21 protein-coding genes are annotated in these 22138 nt (G+C 46.7%); 6 read left to right on the top strand and 15 right to left on the bottom strand.

Going from position 1 to position 22138, the window contains the following annotated elements; genetic code table 11:
- Positions 1-10 precede the first annotated feature (10 nt).
- Positions 11-862 carry a hypothetical protein gene (locus tag ACR0QT_RS07885; RefSeq protein ID WP_432630273.1) on the top strand — a complete coding sequence of 284 codons (852 nt, stop codon included), beginning with the start codon at positions 11-13 and terminating at the stop codon, positions 860-862.
- Between the two features lie 110 nt (positions 863-972).
- On the opposite strand, the gene ACR0QT_RS07880 is transcribed toward ACR0QT_RS07885, so the two are convergent.
- The 4 genes from ACR0QT_RS07880 to ACR0QT_RS07865 form a co-directional block, all read right to left on the bottom strand.
- The gene (locus ACR0QT_RS07880) at positions 973-1482 is read right to left on the bottom strand and encodes a QueT transporter family protein (RefSeq protein WP_432630272.1); all 510 of its coding nucleotides are present in this window, start codon (positions 1480-1482) and stop codon (positions 973-975) included.
- A 275-nt stretch (positions 1483-1757) separates the two neighbouring features.
- On the bottom strand, positions 1758-2573 hold the full coding sequence (locus ACR0QT_RS07875) for a PRD domain-containing protein (RefSeq protein ID WP_432630271.1): 816 nt from the start codon (positions 2571-2573) through the stop codon (positions 1758-1760).
- A 334-nt stretch (positions 2574-2907) separates the two neighbouring features.
- The gene (locus tag ACR0QT_RS07870; protein WP_432630270.1) at positions 2908-5217 is read right to left on the bottom strand and encodes a glucose PTS transporter subunit IIA; all 2310 of its coding nucleotides are present in this window, start codon (positions 5215-5217) and stop codon (positions 2908-2910) included.
- A 335-nt stretch (positions 5218-5552) separates the two neighbouring features.
- Positions 5553-5951, bottom strand: coding sequence for a hypothetical protein (locus ACR0QT_RS07865; RefSeq protein ID WP_432630269.1), 399 nt, complete (start codon positions 5949-5951; stop codon positions 5553-5555).
- Between the two features lie 169 nt (positions 5952-6120).
- Here ACR0QT_RS07865 and sdaAB point away from each other — a divergent pair, with 169 nt between their 5' ends.
- Both sdaAB and sdaAA read left to right on the top strand, forming a co-directional pair.
- On the top strand, positions 6121-6780 hold the full coding sequence (gene sdaAB, locus ACR0QT_RS07860; RefSeq protein ID WP_432630280.1) for an L-serine ammonia-lyase, iron-sulfur-dependent subunit beta: 660 nt from the start codon (positions 6121-6123) through the stop codon (positions 6778-6780).
- A gap of 22 nt (positions 6781-6802) precedes the next feature.
- Positions 6803-7726 carry an L-serine ammonia-lyase, iron-sulfur-dependent, subunit alpha gene (sdaAA, locus tag ACR0QT_RS07855; protein ID WP_432630268.1) on the top strand — a complete coding sequence of 308 codons (924 nt, stop codon included), beginning with the start codon at positions 6803-6805 and terminating at the stop codon, positions 7724-7726.
- Positions 7727-8003: 277 nt separating this feature from the next.
- On the opposite strand, the gene ACR0QT_RS07850 is transcribed toward sdaAA, so the two are convergent.
- The 11 genes from ACR0QT_RS07850 to ACR0QT_RS07800 all read right to left on the bottom strand — a co-directional run bounded on the left by ACR0QT_RS07850 (position 8004) and on the right by ACR0QT_RS07800 (position 19492).
- On the bottom strand, positions 8004-9650 hold the full coding sequence (locus ACR0QT_RS07850) for a DUF6382 domain-containing protein (protein ID WP_432630267.1): 1647 nt from the start codon (positions 9648-9650) through the stop codon (positions 8004-8006).
- A gap of 12 nt (positions 9651-9662) precedes the next feature.
- Complete coding sequence (locus ACR0QT_RS07845) at positions 9663-9974, bottom strand: hypothetical protein (RefSeq protein WP_432630266.1); 312 nt, start codon at positions 9972-9974, stop codon at positions 9663-9665.
- Between the two features lie 146 nt (positions 9975-10120).
- Complete coding sequence (locus tag ACR0QT_RS07840; protein ID WP_432630265.1) at positions 10121-10576, bottom strand: prepilin peptidase; 456 nt, start codon at positions 10574-10576, stop codon at positions 10121-10123.
- A gap of 197 nt (positions 10577-10773) precedes the next feature.
- Positions 10774-11646 (bottom strand): hypothetical protein, encoded by an 873-nt coding sequence (locus ACR0QT_RS07835; protein ID WP_432630264.1) that lies wholly within the window; start codon positions 11644-11646, stop codon positions 10774-10776.
- A gap of 141 nt (positions 11647-11787) precedes the next feature.
- Positions 11788-14001: a DUF5702 domain-containing protein gene (locus ACR0QT_RS07830; protein WP_432630263.1), complete on the bottom strand. Its 2214-nt coding sequence runs from the start codon at positions 13999-14001 to the stop codon at positions 11788-11790.
- Positions 14001-14174 carry a Flp1 family type IVb pilin gene (locus ACR0QT_RS07825; protein ID WP_177978374.1) on the bottom strand — a complete coding sequence of 58 codons (174 nt, stop codon included), beginning with the start codon at positions 14172-14174 and terminating at the stop codon, positions 14001-14003. The genes ACR0QT_RS07830 and ACR0QT_RS07825 overlap by 1 nt, the downstream gene beginning before the upstream one ends.
- A gap of 213 nt (positions 14175-14387) precedes the next feature.
- Positions 14388-15614, bottom strand: coding sequence for a hypothetical protein (locus tag ACR0QT_RS07820; RefSeq protein WP_432630262.1), 1227 nt, complete (start codon positions 15612-15614; stop codon positions 14388-14390).
- Between the two features lie 70 nt (positions 15615-15684).
- Positions 15685-16530 (bottom strand): type II secretion system F family protein, encoded by an 846-nt coding sequence (locus tag ACR0QT_RS07815; protein ID WP_432630261.1) that lies wholly within the window; start codon positions 16528-16530, stop codon positions 15685-15687.
- Positions 16412-17674: a CpaF family protein gene (locus tag ACR0QT_RS07810; protein WP_432630279.1), complete on the bottom strand. Its 1263-nt coding sequence runs from the start codon at positions 17672-17674 to the stop codon at positions 16412-16414. Before ACR0QT_RS07810 ends, ACR0QT_RS07815 begins: the two co-directional genes overlap by 119 nt.
- A gap of 109 nt (positions 17675-17783) precedes the next feature.
- Positions 17784-18794 carry a hypothetical protein gene (locus ACR0QT_RS07805; RefSeq protein ID WP_432630260.1) on the bottom strand — a complete coding sequence of 337 codons (1011 nt, stop codon included), beginning with the start codon at positions 18792-18794 and terminating at the stop codon, positions 17784-17786.
- Between the two features lie 173 nt (positions 18795-18967).
- Complete coding sequence (locus tag ACR0QT_RS07800; RefSeq protein ID WP_432630259.1) at positions 18968-19492, bottom strand: prepilin peptidase; 525 nt, start codon at positions 19490-19492, stop codon at positions 18968-18970.
- A 481-nt stretch (positions 19493-19973) separates the two neighbouring features.
- Between ACR0QT_RS07800 and ACR0QT_RS07795 the strand changes: the two genes are divergently transcribed.
- From ACR0QT_RS07795 to ACR0QT_RS07785, 3 genes are all read left to right on the top strand, one after another.
- The gene (locus tag ACR0QT_RS07795; RefSeq protein ID WP_308450255.1) at positions 19974-20309 is read left to right on the top strand and encodes an ArsR/SmtB family transcription factor; all 336 of its coding nucleotides are present in this window, start codon (positions 19974-19976) and stop codon (positions 20307-20309) included.
- A 130-nt stretch (positions 20310-20439) separates the two neighbouring features.
- Positions 20440-20670 carry a YaaL family protein gene (locus ACR0QT_RS07790; RefSeq protein WP_432630258.1) on the top strand — a complete coding sequence of 77 codons (231 nt, stop codon included), beginning with the start codon at positions 20440-20442 and terminating at the stop codon, positions 20668-20670.
- 131 nt (positions 20671-20801) lie between these two features.
- Positions 20802-22136 (top strand): alpha-amylase family glycosyl hydrolase, encoded by a 1335-nt coding sequence (locus ACR0QT_RS07785; RefSeq protein ID WP_432630257.1) that lies wholly within the window; start codon positions 20802-20804, stop codon positions 22134-22136.
- Positions 22137-22138: the final 2 nt, after the last annotated feature.

The following is a 22138-nucleotide window of genomic DNA, read 5'->3' as shown; positions in this document are numbered from 1 at the left end:
ATGGAATGAGATGAATACAACAAACAGAAAGAATTTCAAGGCATTTCAAACTCCTTCGGGAATCGCAGATCCGGTGAGACCAAATCGGGCTCCTCAGCCATATCCGGGAGCTTCCTCCGTGAAGCCAAATGCCGAAACGTCCGGTGGAACGCTTGGCGAAATGGCTGATGAAATGACTGTGACCGGTAAATCTGGTAGAGTACCGGCAAATATGCCTGGCAAAACACCCGGTGAAATACCTGGTAAGATGCCTGGTAAAATGCCAGTTTCAGAACCGGATTTGGCATCATCAGATTCTGATTTCAAACAGAATCCGCCTGAGAAACTCTCAAAAGAATACGCAAATGATTCAGCAAACCAAGAGGTCCCCTTAGATGCCACTTCAAAAACAACGCCCATCCCATCTCAGAATAACCTTCACGCGGGGTTCGACAACAAGTCCGAAAACAAAAACGAGGAAAATGGCAAGGGCTACAAGGCTGAAAATCAAGGGAAACCTGATGAAGAATATGCTGAAGAGTATGACGATGCCTATCATGATAATTATGACGATGAGAACACGGAAGACACATACGAAGACGAGTATGACGATGGCGATGAGGACGAAGAATATATGGAAAACGATATTCGTTCATGGTTCTACACCTTCATGTGTATGAACATTCCGATTTACGGATGGATTTATCTTCGCCGACTCGCCACCGGAAAGATTCCAACTTCGCTCGAACAGCAGGATTTCGCCGAGGCATATCTCTACTATAAGAAGTTTTTCCTCAAGATTTCCGCCGTGATCCTGATTGTGCTTATCATCATCGGTGCGATCGCAATCAACAAACTGCTCGCTTACATGCAGATGCTTTAACCATACAAAAAACCGTACTTCCCGAAAATTTTCATTTTTCCGGGTTGTACGGCTTTTTTGCATTAATCTTGATTATTCAGTTATGAATCTTAAAACCTAAAATTCAAATGTTAAATATGATTTTTTCTGAAAATGCGTCCGCTGTATTTTTCCAGTGCGGTCAGAAGCAGATTTCCGAGAACACCAACTGCGAGCACCTCTCCGATTCCAACAGTCAGCATCATGAACGGAATCAGATCCGGGGAACCATACGCATAGCGCAGAACAAATGGAATGATCAGCGCATTTGCCACGATCGGCGGAACGCACACCAGCCACTTATTTTTGCGAAGTGCATAGGAACCAAATGCCCCAATCAGAGTTGCCAGACTTCCAAATACCACATCCGGAAGAATCGTGGTTCCCATCGCCATACCAACACCATTTGAAATCAGGCATCCAAGGAAAAGTCCCGGAATTCCTGCCGGTGTAAAGTACGGAAGCACACAGAGTGCCTCTGACACACGAAACTGTACCGGACCATAAGAGATCGGTGCCAGCACCAGTGTCAACACGGTGTAAATCGCTGCGATCATCGCAGACTCTGTCATAAACTGCACGTTGTTTTTGGAACTACTCATATTCTATTTTCTCTCCTCTAGTTTTGTTTTACGAGTGGAAGGTCACGAACACTCGATTCATTTTCGCGCAACAATGCGTCAGGCAGATATGCTCGTCTGCATATCCATTTGACAAATGTCGCGGAAGGTATATACCTCAGGTATATAACCTTACGCCGGGAATCGGCGAAAACCCTTTAAGACCTTGGTTTTTGCGGGCTTTGACAACGGGTACGAGTATAGCATAGGAGGCGTTTCAAATCAAGACTGATTTTTTTACATAATCTCTTAATTCCTTATCCCATGACTCTCTTGATGTGAATTGCCAGATATCCGGTCTCCTCCCGCTCAAATTTCAGCCTGCTCTCTTTTTCTAATTTCCGGCAAATCTGATCCGCAAGCGCATATTCATGAGGAAACGTCGTTTTTGCATAATCTTCCATATCAAGATTCGCTTTCTCGCCCTTTCGCGCACGCGCAATCATATAGCGGACATGACTCACAAGCCGGTTATAGCCAAGCGATCCAAGTGGAAGCTTTTTCTGCATTCCTGTCTCAATCATCGCCAGACACTCGTTGACTATCCGCGCCGTCTCAAGAGACTCTGCCACATTTTCCTCCGCACGCCCTGAATGGATGTGAAGCGTGATGTAACCGGTCTCATCCTCCCCCAGACGAACTCCGGTCATCTCCTCAATGATCTGACTCCCCCGTCTCGCCGTCTGATACTCTTCCTCAAACAGCGCCTCAATATCCTGACGAAACGGATTCGGAATTTCTTTGTTCTCTTTCGCACGCGCAACCGCCATCGCAATATGATCTGCCATCGGAATCAAAATATCATGGTGAAGCGTCCCCAGAACTTTCTCCGCTTCCTCAATGATCTTTCCAGACACCTCAATAAAAATCGGATCAATTCCGTTGACCCGCGTCAAAGCGGAAGTCTTCTCCGAGACAAGCTCATATCGCCTCGCATTCGGGAGTTCCTTCACGCGCTCTCCCATCCGATGTCCAAATCCCACTCCATTTCCGAGCAAAATCTGTTCCTGTTTTGATTCATCATCTAAAACCAAAATTCCGTTGTTATTCAGAACTTTCACAATTCGATACATAATAAAAATACCTCCCGCACCTGCCTTCTCCAATTATCATTATACATGATATCAGAAGAACCGCAATGTGCAGAAGGTATTATAAAAAATACTCCCTTTATTCAAATTGACGCTTGCGGAGACTTGGCACGTGATTCTAGTCAACTTTGCTGACCTCTTCCAATCAAAATCTCTGCGCTTCTCCGTTCCACTGCGGTCGGTGCATAACAAGCGCCACTGGCGCTTTGCATCCTCGCGCTCAGAAAATTCCTTTCCTATCTGTACATAGGAATCCCTTTCTCATTTAAAACTACTTGCTTTAATAAATACTTGCTTTCAAATACTTGCTTAAAATCTACTTACAGATCTGACCAACTTTCTCCAGCCGTTTCACTGTCTTCTCCCCTTCCAGTTTCAACTGCTGTCCCTCTGTCAGACCGGTGAAAATCACGATGCAGGCATCGCTCACCGCATTCTCTCTGATAAACTTCGGATCGAATTCCATCAGCTTGTCGCCCTTTTTCACTTTCTGTCCATCGCTGACAAAGACCTCAAATCCTTTTCCATCAAGTTTTACGGTATCGACACCGATGTGAAGCAGATATTCGGTTCCATCAGAAGCCTTCATTCCGATCGCATGCTTGCTCGGGAAAACGAACATGACCTCGCCGTCCTCCGGCGCCACAACGGTTCCGTCTTCCGGCATTACCAGATATCCATCGCCCATTGCCTTGCTCGCAAATGCCTCGTCCGGCGCCTCAGTGATCGGCTTTAAGGTTCCATTAAACGGAGAGCTAAGCTCGTGGATCTCTTTTTCAGTCGCCTGTTTTTCTGCTGTCATCTCAGCATCTGCATGGTCTTCGCTCGTTTTATTATCTGCACTCTCTGTGTGATCTGTGTTTCCTGTATTTTCCGTCTTCTCTGTATTCTTTGTTGTGCTATCCCTCTGGTTATCCACAGTCTCTGCTACCATATTATCGTCGCTTACAGTCGGCTCCGTCTCCTCCTCGGAAGCGTTTTCAAGATACGCCTCGAGATTGGACTTGATCACCGTCACCTGCGGTCCGTAAATAACCTGAACGCCCTGACCTTTCTTTACGACTCCGACTGCACCGGTTGCCTTGAGCATCTTCTCATCAACAAGATCCGAATTAGAAACCGTACAGCGCAGTCTCGTTGCACAGCAGTCCACAGAGACAATGTTTTTCTTGCCACCGAGACCTCTCGAAATCAGTGCACTCTTCTCATCCGAATTTCCGTTTACGTTGGAATTGGATCCGCCGGAAACACCTGCATTACTTGCAGAATTTCCGCCATTTCTCTGTGCATTGACATCCGCCTTTGTATACAGCTTCGTCTCCTCGTCATCATCCTCACGACCCGGAGTCTTCAGATCAAACTTCTTGATCAGGAAACTGAAGATGAAATAATACAGAAGGAAATAAATCACTCCCACCGGAATGATGCGCATCCAGCTCGTCTTTGCATTGCCCTGAAGAACACCGAAGATGAACAGGTCCAGAAGACCACCGGAAAACGTCAGTCCAACCGCAATATTTAAAATATGTGCAATCATGTAGGCACTTCCTGCGAGAACTACCTGAACAGCAAAGAGCATCGGTGCTACAAACAGGAAGGAGAACTCGATCGGCTCTGTGATTCCGGTAAACATACAAGCAAGTGCCGCACTCAGCAGAAGACCTCCTGCTGCTTTCTTCTTCTCCGGCTTTGCACAGCGGTACATCGCAAGTGCCGCACCCGGAAGTCCAAAAATCATGAAAATAAACTCACCCGAGAAGTAACGGGTTGCCTCTGCACTGAAATGTGTCACATCAGAAGATGCAAGCTGTGCAAAGAAGATGTTCTGACCACCCTGAACAAGATTGCCGTCCACCATCATTGTTCCGCCAACAGCGGTCTGCCAGAATGGCATATAAAAAACATGATGAAGACCAAACGGAATCAGTGCACGTTTGATGATTCCGAAAATCAGGGTTCCGAAGTATCCGGTTCCTGTAACCAGTCCGCCGAGAGCAAAAATTCCACTCTGTACGGTCGGCCAGATAAAGCACATCAGAATTCCGACACCCACATAGACAACTGTGGAAATAATCGGAACAAAGCGGGAACCACCGAAGAACGACAGTGCATTCGGAAGCACGATCTTGTGATAACGGTTATGAAGTGCAGACACTCCAAGTCCCACAATGATTCCACCAAATACACCCATCTGCAAACTCTGGATTCCACACACGCCGGCGATCGTTCCCTCAAGAACATCACTTGCGATTGATCCGTCTGCAAGAATCTTTCCTGAAATCAGTAACGTCGCATTGATCGACGCGTGCATGACAAAAAAGGCAATCATCGCAGACAACGCTGCTACTTCCTTCTCCGCCTGCGCCATTCCGATCGCAACACCAACTGCAAAAATAATCGGAAGGTTATCAAAAATTACATTTCCTGCCTTGCTCATGATGACGAGCAGAGCATGAAGAAGGGTTCCATTTCCTAAAAGTCCCTGAAGTCCATACGTTGCGATTGTCGTCTCATTCGTGAAGGAACTGCCGATTCCCAGCAACAGTCCTGCAACCGGAAGAACTGCAATCGGAAGCATGAAACTCCGCCCCACTCGCTGGAGCACCCCAAATACCTTGTCTTTCATTTTCTTTCTCCTTGTTTTATTCAGGCTCTGTCACGGTCTGCATTCTTTGTCCCGCAAAAATAAGTTTCAAACACCTTCTAGGATTTCCCGGGTTCCCAGAAATCATTCCAACAAAACAAAAAATGTTCTTCACGCCGAGTGCATATCTGCTGATTTTGATTTCATCAGAAACGATCTCTTATGAAACAAAAAAGGCATCAACCATAGAGAACACACCATACTTGGAAAATGTTCTCTAAAGGTTGATGCCTGCATAACCAGTAACACGCCCGTTATTTATTTTCGTGACAAGTATAGCCGTAAATTCTGTTTGTGTCAAGGAGATTTGTTATTTTTTATATTCCGTTTCTCCACACTCTTAATAATTCACCCGCTGTAAAATCTGTTTTTAATTCATTATCTCGTAGCATCTGTTTTACAAGTTTTGCATCAAATTTATCATCCGGTCCCCACGATCCTTTTGCAATTTCAAATGCAACCTGATCCATCAATCTGACAAAATCTTTATGTTCCTTCATCCATCTCTGAATATATTTTTTTCTCTCAAGTCTTTCTTTATCTTTGCTTTTATCTCGTGTTTTATAGGCATACGCAGAGTATGCATTTTTAATGGTCTTATATCCATATCCCTGCGCATCATCAAGAATTTCACCCGTCTCTTTATCCACTACTACAAATCTTTTTTCATACTGTTTAGATAGTTTTTTATCTTCAACCACAATTATATTCTTCATTTCATTCTCCCATAAAATAACAAAAAAATAATCTCTCTGTTTATTTGAAAAAGATTTTCATAATTTTCGCCTTTTTCCTTTCTTTTGTGAGACTTTCCGTCTATAATAAAAGGATACTCAATGACTACTTTTAGCCATAATTCTTACACTTTAGAGAGGCACGCAGATGATGAATGTATTCGATATTCTCGGACCGGTTATGATCGGTCCCTCCAGTTCTCACACAGCCGGTGCCGCACGAATCGGGCGTATTACACGCGCCCTGCTCGGTGCTCCGGCAGTTCACGCTTCCATCCTTCTTCACGGTTCCTTCGCCAAAACCTATCGTGGTCACGGTACCGACAAGGCTTTGATCGCCGGTATTATGGGTATGAATACCGATGATGAGAGAATTCGCTTTGCACCCGACCTTGCAGTAAAAGAAGGACTTGAAGTCGAAATCACAACCGGCGAAATTGATGGTGCCCACCCAAATACAGCTCTGATTACTCTGACAGATGCCAATAACCGCACAGTCAGTCTTCAGGGAAGTAGCATCGGTGGCGGAAATATTTTAGTGACAAAAGTCAACGGCATGGATGTTTCGATTACCGGCCAGTACACGACCCTGATCGTCCTCCACCGCGATGCCCCCGGAACAATCGCTTCCGTAACAGAGGAAGTGGCACAGACCGGCGCCAATATCTGTAATTTCCGTCTTTCCCGCAACGAAAAAAGTAGAGAAGCTGTCATGACCATCGAACTGGAAGGAACGATTGATCCAGATCTGAATGATCGAATTCAGAAGCTGGACAACATCTACTCCAGCACCATGCTGAAACCAATTTGACCGGAAGGAGTTTGAAACGATTATGGAATTTCATTTTGATTATCACACCATCGCATCCATCGTCCGTACTGCCACAGAAAACAACACCCGCATCTCTGAGCTGGTATTAAAACAACAGGCGGATCAGTTAGAGCGCTCTGAGGAGGACGTCTTTCGTCAGATGGAAAACAACTATCAGGTTATGACCGCCTGTATCGATCCCGGAAGTGAAAAGGATATCCGAAGCACCAGCGGACTGACCGGAGGAAGCGCCTACAAGATGCGCCAGGTCTCTGAATCTGGCAAAAGTCTGACCGGCTCTCTGATGTCAAGTGCGCTCTACCGCGCTTTGGCTGTATCCGAGCTCAATGCTGCAATGGGTCGAATCGTCGCTGCCCCGACAGCTGGAAGCTGTGGAATCCTTCCCGCCGCCGTTCTCACAATGGAAGCAGAAAAGGGCTGTTCCCATGATGACTGTGTCATGGCTCTGTTCACAGCATCTGCCGTCGGCATGGTAATTGCAGACAATGCCTGCCTCGCCGGAGCAGAAGGTGGATGCCAGGCAGAGTGCGGTTCCGCTGCCGCCATGGCTGCCGCTGCCATCACTGAGCTGTCCGGCGGTACTCCGGAGATGGTCGCGCACGCTGTCGCCATCGCCCTGAAAAACATTCTTGGTCTCGTCTGCGATCCGGTTGCCGGTCTCGTAGAGATCCCGTGTATCAAACGCAACGCTTCCGGTGTTGCCGGAGCCTTCGTTGCCGCTGAACTTGCCCTCGCTGGAATCGAGAGCGCAATTCCAGCCGATGAAGTCATCTGGGCGATGAAAAAGGTCGGCGACGCAATGTCCTCCACACTCAAAGAGACAGCTGAAGGTGGACTTGCCGCAACCCCAAGTGGAAAGAAACTGTTGGAGCGGGTATTCGGATCAAATTCCGGTTGCAACAGTTGCAATGGTTGCCGGGGATAATCCAGAGTCGATGTCTCCCTTTCTCTATAAGTTGGAAAATCACAAGGTTTTTCAAGAGAAGGGAGACAATCTCTTTCTGCACTATATGGCTATATGCTCCGCTAGTGTGCATAGCAGGCACCAATGGTACTTGTTTTTCACTAACCACAGTGAAACGAAGAAGCGCAATGATTCTGATTGGAAGATATCAGCAACGCTGATCAGAATCTCGCGCCAAATCTCCGCAAGTGTCGACTGGAATCTCCCTGATGGCTCTGTCTGGCACACAAAAATCCGGTCATAGGACAAACCGATATCGGCAATCTGCAATCTTCACTTCATCCCCCTCTTTAACTGTCACAGTCTCATTTGCCTCAAGCATTTTTCCGGCGACAAATGTTCCATTCGTAGAATTCAGATCTTCGATGGTATATTCCGAATCGACCAGATCGATCTTCATATGAAGCCGACTCACCACATCCCGCTCAAGCACAAAGTCCACCAGATTTTCCTGTTTTCCGATGACAAACGGATAATATCGAAGTTCGATATCCGGCAACCCCGGGTCCAATGCAAGCAAACGATGATTTTCTTTTGATTGCGCAAAATTCAAGTTCAACTCTTCAAGCACCAGCGTATCCTGTTCAACATTTGAGAATGAGCACTTTGACCAGTCCATCTCCCCCTGATCTATCTTGGAAGATGATTTTGAAGTCTCTATTGTTCCGATCAGTCCGTCTTCCTCCGGAGCAAACATCTTCTCCCAGGAATTAGAATTACCACTCTGCGCGTCCCATGCCTCTCCCCTGACATTCAAATCTCCAATAGATCCTTGATCCTGAAAAATCTCTTCACCCGCAAATTCTCCCTCTGCAAATCGTCCCTCATTTTCCCTCTGATACTGGCTTTCCAAGACTGCCTCATCATCATCTGGCAATCCTTTCTCTCGTCCCCACAATCGCTTCCACCAACACTTAAATCGCACCCACAGACCCTTCTTTTTTTGCCTGCTCTCCTCGGTTTTCTCCTGTCTCATCTCCTTTTTTCTCTGCTTTTCTTCTTTTTTTCTTCGTTTCTTTTCCCGCCTTGCCTCTCTTTTTTCTTTTCTTCCAATTCGATTTCCGCTCCGCTCTCCAGTCTTCCATTCAGATGAATCCATGGTATCCCGATTATTTTCACCCTTATTTTCCCGTTCTGCATTTTCAAAAATAAATCTCTGTCGTTTCTCGCCCTCTTCCTCCTCATTCATGCCATCACCTGATCGGTAATCCACCCACTCTCCATCCTCAAACTCGCCATCTCCAGTTCCAAATGAAGCTCCCGCTCTTTCCCAAGAGCTTGTCCCCTGCTCCGGACTTGAGCGTTCTTGGCGCATAAAACCACTCTTTCCCATCGGTTTTCCAGATCCAAAAGTCTGCAAAATCCGGAGAATATCATTCATTCCATAATCTGCCTTTCGCGTCTCCTGATAGAGCGCATACGCCAGAACAACACTGTCCTTATCCTGATGATCGACTTTTCCAAGCAGATATTCCAGAAGTTTGGAATAATCTTCCGGGAAGTTGCGCTGAATCCCCGGAATGAGACAGAACCAGACATGAAAATTTTCCGGCTCTATGTAGAGATATTCCGGAGTCAACATCACCGAACTCTCTTTCAAAAGATACTTTTCCATTCGGTCAACAACCTGTGCAATCCCGATAATAAAACTGCGCAATTCCCCGGCTCGGATCGTTCTTCCCTCTAAGACTCTTGCCAACGGCTGTTTCGACGTGATCTCATAATAAAAGTAAATCTTCTCATCGATCTGACGAAGCTGAAATCGCAAAATCCCTTCAATCGAATTTGCCACAAGCATCCGACACTCATACCCATCCCATTCAAGATCTTCCGAATCCAGAATCAGATAATTATGTTTCATCTCTCTTCGATAACTGATTTTCATAAACAAAATCCTTTACTTACCAGACTGTACATCCTGCGCAAGACTCCATAATCTCAAAAAATTCTCCGGGCGAAACACTGGAGCAGTGATCTCTAACTCCCATCCGTTTCCACTCGATTGAATCGAGATCGTTCTATCTTCCTTATGTTCCGGTTCATGGCGAACTCTCTCGACCTGTTCATGAAGCTGAAACATTCCTCTTGTCTCCCCGCTGAGCCTAAGCGCCTGCCCCATCAAAATCATAATCGTAAACAGGACAACTGCCATCACTCCGGCAGTCTCCACAGTGTAGGATGCTGGCAAATCATGATGCCATCTGCTCATCCGCTCTGCATGTGTTTTCCCTTTTTCTACGTTTCTTCTCTCAGTTTTTGTTTTCGCAATTTTCTTTTTCTTCGTATCTCTGATCTTTTCTCTTTCGATTCTGATATCCATTTTACATTCACACGATTTCCAAATTATAGAAATATTCACGATATTCTCTCGACAATCAGCCAGATTCCCGGAATTGCCACAAACGGAAGAAAAGGAACCATCGTCTTTCCCACACCCTCCCGTTGATGAACCTTTCCCCAGAAAAAATATCCCAACGAGAAAAGTCCACAAAGCAGAGTTCCGTATAAAAGCAACATCACATTCTCCCAAAATCCGAGAATCACCCCTGTCACACAGAAAAACCATCCATCTCCCGAACCGACTGCACCGTCCGACCATATTCCCGCAAGCAAAATCCCAATTCCAATCACAATGGATGCCAAATGATCCAAAATTACATACGTTTCCCGTGCTCTCGCAATCCGACATCCCGCCCACAATAACGCCAGTCCTCCAAAAAGCATATATATCCATACCGCAACTCTCTTTTTTCGCAAATCCTGAATCGCAGAAAAGGCAAGAAAGCTGGCAAAAATTCCTGTTCCTATCACGAATTTCCTCCTTTCATATACACTCCGAGTTATACGCTCCGCGTGGATGCGCAGTGATTTTGATAAGAAGATGTCAGCAGAGCTGACCAAAATCACGCGCCAAGTCTCCGCGAGCGTCGACTTGAATCTTATCCTTCGCCTGCTCAATCTTTTGTCTCTCAATCTCCGTTATCCTGCATATCCTCTCCCTTTCTCCACTACCTGTTTCCACAGTAAGAACACGCCCCCAGATGCTTCACCTCCGACAAATGCACGGCTCTCACATATGCAATCAGCGATCGACATCCCCTTGTCGTGTGGTAACTGCTCCCGCTCGACGCAATATAGACACTGCTTCCTGTGGATGCCCCTGATCCACAAACTGCACACGGGTAATATTTTCCTCCATTCGTGTTTCGCTTTTCTCCAATCACCTCAAATGGGACAGCCGTCAGTTTACTTGAAAGGTAGTGGCACTCCCGGCTTAAGTGATAACGCGTGCTCGCCTTTCCGACATATACAATCGGATCTTCCTCCTTGCCCTCCTCACCTCCACTCGAGGAGGAAAGTCCGCTCTTTCCCGTCCACATGCGCCGTCTGCTTCTCGCAGTCGTCGAAATGCTTTTTAATCCCAGAACCGGAAATGGCATCCGAATCTCGTAGTCCATCACAAGATCTACAATCTCCCCATTTTCTGTGACAGAAGAATGAATCATCGACACGGACCGGATCTGATCCGTATCCACTTTTGACATTGCAACTGTCTTTCCATACGCAATCACTGCCGTTGTCTCTAAAATTTTCTTTCCAAATTCCAAATCCGACTCGTCTGCGCCCGGAATAAGATCTGCCATTTCTTTAAAAATTGCATCTGCCAGATAACCATATTTGCTGAGATCCTCACACGCTGATTCCAACCCTGCCTGAATCCGTCTCTGAGTTGTCATAATCTTCATTGGCAGAATCAAACTTACAGATGCAAAGACAAAGAGACTTAACGCCAGAGATGCCTCAAGCGTCATCGAAGCGGAGACGGACCGGCATACCTTTTTCTCACAACACTTTAAATACAAACACAATCTTTTTTTCATAATCAGGATTCGTACTTGGAGAGTCACGATTTTTATTTTTTTGATATAAGAAAAAACTGCCATGGAAAAAGGCATGCCACTCCGCCTCCATTCATCTTTATCAACCATCTAACCATTTCTTTAGTCTTTGTAAGCATCGGCTTAATATGCTCGCTCTGTCAAAAGTTCCATCTGATAGACCGGATCTCCCCCTCCGGTCTGACGCTCTACAAATCCGAGTGAAAAGAATACTCTCTTAGCTTCCACCGTCGTCCAAATCTCACTCTGATAGAGACAATCTCTCATATGAAATTCCCTCTGACCCAGCTGAATATTCTTTTCTATCAAATCCATCATTCGATATTCCTGTGTTACGCCATTTCCGAGAAGTAACAGGATTTTCAGCCATGACAGGTAGGAAAGTCCCCGCTTTCCACCGCCCTCCTCAACTTTTCTGTTTTCTCCAATTGAAAGCAGAGCGGAAAGCTCCAATTTCCAGTCTTCTTTTTTCTTCCAGATCGGAGTCTTTTTTCCCGCAAGAAGTCCTCGAATATCCATCAGGGATTCTCCGAGTGCCCAGACAGACATGACAAGAAACGTCGTCACTAAAATCAGCGGGGAAGCACTCGCCAGTCCGGTGATCTCCATCGCCAGCTTTCTCGCTTCTGAACGTTTCTGAGAATCCGAGAGAATATGAATCAAATTCAGTCCCTCTCGCACCGCAAGAAGACGTTCTAACGCTCCCATCAGGTTTGCTTTATCAGAATCTTTTCCGGCAATCAGATATTCAACTTCGTAATCCAGAGCAGTCGGGTGAGCATTTACATTTCCCATCGTCTCCTCTGAATCGGTATCCCCATTAGGATCTTTGTCTTCCGCACTGTCCTTAGAATCGTCTTTAGAATCTCCCTGCGAATCCTTATCTAAAGAAACCTTCCTCCCTGATTTTACTTCTACACCCTCTATTCCGGATGCCTGAACCTGCTGAATCTGAAATGCCTGAACCGCCCTGTTTTCATCATCTGACTGATTCTCAAAGAGATCGTCTTCAACTCCTTTTTTCTCTGTCTCTTTCTTTCCTGATCCTGAATCTCCCTGATCTTTCTTCTGACCGGTACAGAAATTTTTAAAGAATATGCCATCATATTGGTTGACTATAAAATGCGACGCAATTCCGACTTTTCGCTTGCTCTCCCCATGCTCTGCGGATGGTACCTCACTCAGGTCTACCGTTTTTCCAGACAACTCTCGATCACCCGGAATCAACAGAGTGAGCACTCCATCCTGAAAAAGCTCCTCAACTTTCTCAAGCAGATTCTCCTTTTCTTTATCTTTTACGCCATAGGAAAAAGAAAGTCTCGGAATTTCAAGTCTCCGAAAATGGCGTTCCACCGGACTCCATAATTCCTCAAGATCTGGTCCGTCATCGTCCTCATCGTCGCTCTCCCAGTCATCAATCTCCTGCTCAACCTCCAACGATTCTTCGATGACTTCTTCCACAAATGCGATCTGCTCTCTCGACTTTTCCTCGAGTGCCTCGATCTCCCTCCGACGAACTCCGTCTTCCGAGACATAATCCTCATATTCTCGGATTTCCTCCATCATCAATTCCATGCTCTCTGCACTCATCTCATCGGATTTTGCTTCGACTTTTTTTCGAGTCTCTGCAAGATCCTCCGCGAGCTTGTCCGCCTGCTTTCGATATTTCTCCACAAGATCCGGCATTTTCTCAAGCTCCTTGATCAAAGACCTTGCCTGCTCTCGAAATCCCGAACCATCATAATCTTGCAGACAGGAAAGTCCTTCTCTTTTCCACTCTCCCTGACGGTTGAGATTCTCGCTGATCTCTTCAAGTACTTTTTCCAGTTTGAGTGCCTGCTTCGCATGTTTCCGGTAAAGGGTGGCAGTATCTTTAACTGCCACCGCATCCTTTCCTCTCTCGATGATGTCTTTCGCCTCTTCTGCCTGAAATTCACTTCTCCAGAAGCCAAATTTCATGTAATCCAGAATCTCTTTTTCAAAATAGACCGCATCATCGTCCACCGAAAAAAGCTGATTCTCCGCTGTCACAGATGCCAACTCCATCGGATACCAGTTTTTCGCCTCGAGATACGGTTGAAGATAGGAGGCAAAATCTGCCTCCATCTTCTCCGGCGCATCATACTCTGCAAAGAAAAGACGATAGGAATCCCAAACTTCCCTGTGATATTGCGCAAAAACCGAATCCATAGCAGAGGAAACAACTGTCCTCAGATACCATCTCGCTCCTGCAGTCCGCGCGGATTCCAAAAGAACACAGAAGAAAGCAAACAGACACATCATCACCAGACTGAGAAATACTGTGACCTGAGCACCCACATCTTTTTGTTTTTGCATCAGTATACTTCCTTCGACTGTTTCTCAATCTCCTTGAAAATATTGTTTAACAGTTTTGTGATCTGCTCCTTGAAGATGATCACAAGTCCAATCAGCACCACCAGAATCAAAACCACCTCGATCACACCAACACCGTCTTCCTGACGCATAAATTCAACAAACTCGTTTCTCATCTCTTTCTCCTTTCTCGTTTCATTACCGTTCAGGAAATTTACGCATGTACAGCAATCTGATTTTTGCAAATCACATTCCAAGCCTCATGCTTTTTCATGCTTCGCAACGTTTCCTGATACTTTTATTTCCTGATACTTTTCAAACACTTCGCAAATACTTTGCAATAATTACCTTAAAGAAAGTCCACTCCAAATTTTGCTCCCTACTGTTTACTATCCCATCGACATCATTGCCGGCACCATAATCATCACCATCACAATGCCAAGCATCATAAACAGTGGTGCGAGCAGTTTTGTTCCCGCCTCCTCTCCCATTGTCCTCGCCAGATTCTTGCGCGCCTCAAATGCATCCTCCATCTCTGCCGTAAGAATTGCTCTCAAGTTTTTCATGCCTGAGCGACGATTCTGCTCCAGCAAACTGCTGAGTTTCAGATACTGTTGTACCCCGCACCTGCGACCAAATTCCCGAAATGCGACAGACTCTGAAATTCCATTTGCAATCTCAAAAGAAGTCTGACGCATCTCCTCGTAGGCGACCCGACGTTTGATCCGCCTTCCGTCAAGAGCTGACTCATAGTCTCTGACCATGCGTTCCCAGGCACTTCTCACCGTCAGTCCGGCACCGATCAAAACCATCAACTTTGACACCAGTTCCGCATAATCCATCAGCAGTTCTTTTTCCCGAAGTTTCTCTTTTTTCTTCTGTTCTGCGCTCTCCTGACTAAAAAGCAGAACTGCCATCACAACTCCAAGGATTGGAATCACCGCATACAGATTTTCTTCTTTCTTCCGATAAGTCAATCTCCTCCCCTCATAGGTTTCAGGAAGCTCCATCCACGGTTCACTCTGAGCGTTTTCTTCCCGACTTGCAATTTCTTTAATCAATCCCGATTTAAGGGCTTCCTCATCCGTCTGGATCACCGGCATAAGGCGAAGAAATATCAGATATTCTGCCTGATATTTTCCGGCACTCATATGTACCTGAAGTTGGACGTTCTGCGGTTCCTCCACCGTTTTTTCGATCTTCCCGGTCGCGCTGATCCACTCCGGATCTTCCGAATACCACAGAAGACGAACCCCGGAATCCTCCCAGCGGGACGGCAGTTTCAAATCTTCCCGAACTTCCATCAGAGAAGGATTCTTTCCTCGAATCTTCTCCTCCATTCCCTCCATGATCTTCTCAAATACCCGCTCCGCCTCCTTCTCCGTGTAAATTCGCGGTCCGACTTCCACAGTCAGATCAACGGGTTCTTCCAAAAGACCATCAACCTCAACTTCATAGACAGAGCTTCCATCCCCATACCCGCCTCGCTCCAAACGATTTCCGACAATCTCACTCTCTCCCTTCGAGAAAAAAGTAAGACCCATATAGAGCAGAAGGCTTCCGACTACACAGAGTCCCGGAAGAAGCAAACGTTTTTGCTCCTTACTCAACTTCATCCGTCTCCCCCGTTTCCACATAATGTACTCTCAGCATCTCTTTGTTCATGACTGGCGGAAAATTTAAGTCTCAAACTTCAATCTCAAGAATTCGCCTCGCCATCCACACAGAAATCAGATAGATAATCAGACACCCACTCATCAGCACTCTTCCCATCATCGTCTGATACATCTGTTTAAAAAATCCCGGCGATGCACCATCCACATAAAACACAATAAAGAACGGGATCAGATTCATAATCTTCTGCTCAAATTTTCTCGATGCCGTCATTGTCTGAATCTCCTCCTTTACCTGCATCTTGTCCCGGATCATCTCTGCGGTGTGGCGCATGATTCCACTCAAATCTCCTCCGCTTCGCTTGGCGACAGAAAACACTTCCGAGAAATTCCGAACATCCTCAATTCCACTTCTCTGCGCAAAATCTTCTAAGACCTGCTCCACCGAACGGTTCATCCGGATCTGATCATTCATACACGAAAACTCTCTCGTGATCATCCCCTCCTCTCCGTAGAGCGTCACAAGCTCCTCCTGACTGACCCTGAGCGCATTCTCGATCGAGTAACCGGCACTCAGCGCAGAAGCGAGAATCACCATGCTCTCCTTAAACTGAGAAGCCAGTGCCAAAATTCGCTTCTCTTTCAAACGCCTGCTCTCATAAAACGGATAACAGAGCCCCGCCGGAAGAAGAATCAGAAATGCAACGAAACTCCGATAAAACGTCCATGCAATCAGCGCACACATTCCAATTCCTTTTGCAAGTGCCACCAGACACTCTGTCATCGATAGCCGGTAATGCTCATACTGGATAACCTGCCTGACGGAGTTTCTCGACGGAGCGGAGACTGCCGACTTTGACAAGACTGCCTTTGACTTTTTCTCTTCGCCGTCCTCCATCCCTCTTCTTCTGCCCCTCATCCGATTCCTCCTCAAACCGAAACAGCGGATTCAACTGAATCTCCCCGTTCTCAAAGTCCCCCACCTCGACAATCTCGAGAACTTTCCTGCTCTTGTCCCGAAGTCTCCCGAGATGCACCATGATGTCAAGTGCTGAAGCGATCTGGCTTCTCACCGCCATCAGCGGAAGCTCTCCCGCCATCAAGGTCATCGTCTCAAGTCGCGAGAGCATATCTTTCGGACTGTTCCCGTGACCGGTCGACAGACTCCCCGCATGACCGGTATTGAGCGCCTGAAGCATGTCGAGACACTCTTTTCCTCTGACCTCTCCGACGATAATTCGATCAGGACGCATTCGGAGTGATGCCCGAATCAGATCGCTGATCTCAATCGCTCCCTCTCCCTCCGCATTTGCATTTCTCGTCTCAAGGCGCACAAGATTCGGCACTTGACGGATCTGCAACTCCGCCGAGTCCTCGATCGTCACAATTCGATCCGTCTCCGGGATAAACGCAGACATCGCATTGAGAAATGAAGTTTTTCCCGATCCTGTTCCCCCGCAGATAAAGATGTTGTAACCCGCACACACAAGTTTTTTCAGAAACTCGACAGCTTCCTCGCTCAGAGATCCCAGTTCCAGTAAACGTTGTACCGTGATTGGTTCCGGGAATTTTCGGATCGTCACGACAGGACCATCTAGCGCAATCGGTGGAAGCACGATATGGACACGCGAGCCATCAGGAAGTCTAGCATCTGCAATCGGATTTGCCACATTGACGGCGCGGTTGATTCTGCTCACAATCTGCTGAATCATATCCTCAAGCTGTTGATTGCTGTCAAATCCCTCCTCCCATCTCGAAATCCGTCCATGCTGTTCCACGAAAATCTGATCCTTTCCATTGATCATGATCTCTGTGATCTCCGGGTTATCCACAAGTTCCTGCAAGATATCAAGCCTCCGAAATGCATTCACAAGGCGATTTCTGAGTTCGAGCCTTCCCGCCAGTGGAAGATAGCGCGCTCTCGCCTCTTCCTCCACAGCTTCCTCAATACACGCATAGAGAACATCGTCTTCCACCTGACTTCGATCCCTCAATTGGATCCGAATCTTCTCCTTGATCTGCTCTAAATGTTCCCGCTTTTCATCCCGAGTCTCTTTTTCCATTCGATTCTGACTGTTTCCCCCCGTTTCACTCTGACCATCCGAATTCTCTTTGCGCATCTTCAACTCCTAATATTTTCGCTATTCTCCTTTTCTCACCTTCCTCTCTCGATCAATCTCTCATCCCTTTTTCCGCTCTTCCGGTCATCTCCCTCACAAAGTCTCCGACCGGTCCCCAGAGCAACTGTTCAAAATACTCTCCGGCAGACATGCAGTCCGCAGGCATCGGAAGTCTCAAAATCCGAATCTTCTCCGAGAGATTCATTCGCCCTGAATCCTCGAGATACTGCCTCCAATCCTGAATCTTTGTCTCTGATACAATATCTTTACGGATCGGCGCATACACGACATCACTAACTGCAAGAACTGCCTCCACATTTCTGAGAAAATGACCGACATCCACAATCAATACATCATACCCGCACTCTCTCGCGATCTTCTCAATCAGACCGGCCACCTCTGCGCCCTCCATCTGCGCGAGATCCTCCGCATAGGCAACCGGCGGTACATAATCAAGTCCCCCATAGTCATAGATCACACTTCCAAGCCTCATTCGATCAAATTCTCCCTGGCGACTGTAATAGACGAGATCCGAAAAACTTCCAGAATACTGTGTCCCCATCATCTGAGAAAAACCAGAAAATTCTTCCAAACTCAAAAACAGTACCTTGCTGTCTTTTGCAAGCACCTGACCGAGTGTGACGGCAAATCCGGTCTTTCCGCATCGTCCAATCGGAGAATACACCCCGATCACCCGGCTTCTCGTCCCCATAGCTGTCATTTGCTCTTCCCGATCTCCGGTCTGATAACATGCCATAACCTCTCTCAAAATACTGTCCGATGCCTGATACTTATAGACTGCCGGTGTTCCCGTCTTCACCATCGTGACCTCCGAGAGTCTCACAATCTGATGAATGCCGAGATCCTCAAGTTCCTGATCTGCGACCTCATCTCCCGCAAGCAGGATCTCAATCTGCTGTCTCTGCGCAAATGCTTTTAAGCGCGCCAGACTTGTAAACGCAATCGCCATAAATGGAGTCGATTCCTTCTGGTTGATAAACTCTGAAAATCTCTCCGCATAGAATGGGTCCACATCATAGACCGCCATGATTCTCTTATTCATTCGCACCTCCCTATCTCATTTTTACTTATCTGTTCTGTTGTCACACTTTCCCAACTTCATACTCGCCCATCTTCACACCTGCCCGTTGTCACACGAGTTTCTCTGGCATAACTCTATGCCCATATTCGATGCCACTCTGCATGCTCAGACTCTACTCGCCGCACTTCATTTATTCAATTCATCCGGCTACCCAGAAAAACAGCTGTCTCATAGATAAAAACTCCCATCGCCAGGCATGCCCCGAGAGGAATCTTCTCCTGTTTCGTCATCTGCTCAAATTGGACATAGGGTTCGATCTGTCCCGTCCGCCTCACAGTCTGAGCGTATCGAAACAAGCGAAGAAAACGCTCTTCCAAGCCAGCTTTCACCGGTCCTGCCCTCGCGATCTTCCAGATTGACCAAAGACATGCAATCAAAAGTCCAAGTCCAATCGCCAAACACCCCTGCCAGATGCCAAGATACCCGCCGACCAGAGACGAAAGTTTTCCGTCTCCTGCTCCCATCATCCGAAAACGAAACAGCAGAAAGCCCGTCACCCCAAACAACACAGCTCCGGGAAAGAATTCCGCTCTCCTCAACACAACTCCCAGAATCACGCCGAGAAGAATCCACTGATTCTTGACCTTTCCCGTTCGCAGGTCTGTCCATCCGGCTCCCACTGCAATCACCAAAAGACTGACCGCCGTTCGCCACTCCAACAGACATCCCCCTTTCTCCCGATATTGACCTTTCCTCTCACCAGAAAAAAATGAGAATCGTTCTAAACACCTGATTTTCCAAAACACAAAAACTCAAAAATACAAAAAGTTTAAAGAAATAAAATAATTAAAAAAATTTAAAAACTCAAAAAATCTTAAAAATTTAAAAATAAAATTAAAATACTGAAATTTTGCCGATTCGGCTGAATGTTCCTGACACATCCATAGACAGCGGATGTCGGAAACAAAAGATAGAAAATCTTCCACCCGGAACAGGTGGTGATTGTTGTCTCATTATGGCACACCGATCCCCAAACTGTCAATCCCCTTTTTCAAAATTGACATTTCCTCCAAATTTTCGACCGTTTTTTGTATGTATTGACCAAAGCAGTCGGATTTCTGTGCCTTTTTTTAGTTGACGTTGCCTATAAATCGTGATAGAATGGTTTTAGTTTAATTTTTTAAACCAAAGGAGGATTTTATGACAAACGGCAAAGAGCTGGAATCTCAGTTTCACTGCTGTATGCCCCTCTTCATCGCCCTTGGAGATGAAGTGCGTCTGGGGATTATCGAGACGCTGAGCCGGGCAGATCAGAACGGACGGACAGAAGGGCTCAACGTCAACGAAATTACACGGCAGACCAGCCTTTCTCGTCCGGCAGTCTCCCACCACCTGAAAATTCTGAAAGATTCCGGGCTTGTACAGGTAAAGCGCTCCGGAACCTCAAATTTTTACCGGCTTTCGCTGATCGCCGGCACCCGCAAACTCATGCAACTCGGCAATCTCGTGGAGGAAACCTTCCGCGACCGCCAATAATACCTGATGATTTTATGTTACAGTCCCTGTATTCCATTCCTGTATTGCACAAACTGTAACGATTTTATTCCATCTCCTGTATAAATTTCCATTTCCGGAAAATACTAAAACAAACGAAGGAGATGAAAACATGAGTTCAAAAACTTTTTTCAGAAAATTTCAGAGTGACCTGCTTTCCTTGGAAAGCCGGAGGCTGAAAGCAGAGATTGATCAGACACGGACCTCTATGGAATCTGCGCGAAACCATTTCGAGCAGGCAACCGATCCGTCACTGATTGACTGTTATATTTATGAACTGAACGCAGCCCAACTGCGTTATCAGTTTTTGCTCCGTCGCTTCAAATTCCTTGAGGAATCCTAAATCAACACAAAAATTCCAGAAAATCTGGATTTTTTAATACCTAAAAAGGACTTTTAAAGACTTCTCAAAAGGCATTTTAAGCGGATTTCGGAGCTTCGACTATATGATCCACATCAGGAGGACTTGCAAGTATGAGCACTTGGTATGAAAAAGCTGTATTTTATCACATGTATCCGCTGGGAATGACCGGCGCACCTCGTGAGAACCACGAGGAGGGCGTGACTCACCGCTTCGAGGAACTGGAACTCTGGATTCCTCACATGAAGAAGCTGGGATTCACCGCTCTTTACATAGGGCCGCTCTTTGAGTCCTCTTCTCATGGGTATGATACCCGCGACTTCCGCCTTGTTGACCGCCGTCTCGGCGACAACGACGATTTCATCCGTTTCGTGAAACTCTGCCACGAAGCCGGTATCCGCGTTGTTGTCGACGGTGTCTTCAACCACACCGGAAGAGAATTTTTTGCCTTCCAGGATATTCAGAAAAACCGTGAAGGCTCCCGATACTGTGGCTGGTATCGAAATGTGAACTTCGGATGGAGTTCTCCATATGGGGATGGATTCGGATACGACGCATGGCAGGGTCATTTTGAGCTCCCGTGCCTGAATCTCCAGAATCCGGAGGTCAAACAGTATCTCTTTGACGTGATCCGTTACTGGATTGACACGTTTGACATCGACGGCATCCGTCTCGACTGTGCGAATGTTCTGGACTTCCAGTTTATGCACGAAATGCGCGAACAGACCACCCCGATGAAGGAAGATTTCTGGCTGATGGGCGAAGTCATCCACGGCGACTACGCGCGCTGGGTCAACGATGGAATGCTTCATTCTGTCACAAACTACGAGCTTCACAAGAGCCTTTACTCCGGACTCAACGATCACAATTTCTTTGAGATCGCCCACAATGTTCGTCGTCTTGAGGCAATCGGAAGAAAGCTCTACACCTTTTTGGACAACCACGATGAGAACCGGATTGCGAGCAAGCTGAAAAAGAAAGCGCATCTTCCGCTCGCCTACCTGCTTCTCTACACGCTCCCGGGCATCCCGTCTGTCTACTACGGCGGTGAGTGGGGAGTTGAGGGCATGCGAACCTCAAACAGCGACACCGAACTCCGCCCCTGCATCTCGATGGCAGAAGGCGACAAAATGGAGTGTGAACTCACAAAATACATCGAAAAACTCGGAGAAATCCACGGCAAAGAACCGGAATTTCACAATGGCGTTTATCAGGAACTCCTTCTGACAAACCGCCAGTACGCGTTCGCGCGCAAGGCAGATCATTCGATTGCGATCACCGCCGGCAACAGCGATGATGCCCCGGCGAATCTGTCTGTTCCGGTCCCGATTCATGCGTCCGAAGCGAAAAATCTGATGGATGGAACCATCATTCCAATTACGAACGGAAGACTCAATCTCACATTACCAGGCAACAGTGGTGTTGTCCTGAAGATCACGGAGGAATAGGC

The sequence above is a fragment of the Brotaphodocola sp. genome (assembly GCF_050873365.1).
Taxonomy (GTDB): domain Bacteria; phylum Bacillota; class Clostridia; order Lachnospirales; family Lachnospiraceae; genus Brotaphodocola.
Note: the sequence above shows the minus strand (reverse complement) of the source record. Positions and strands in the feature narration are given on the sequence as shown.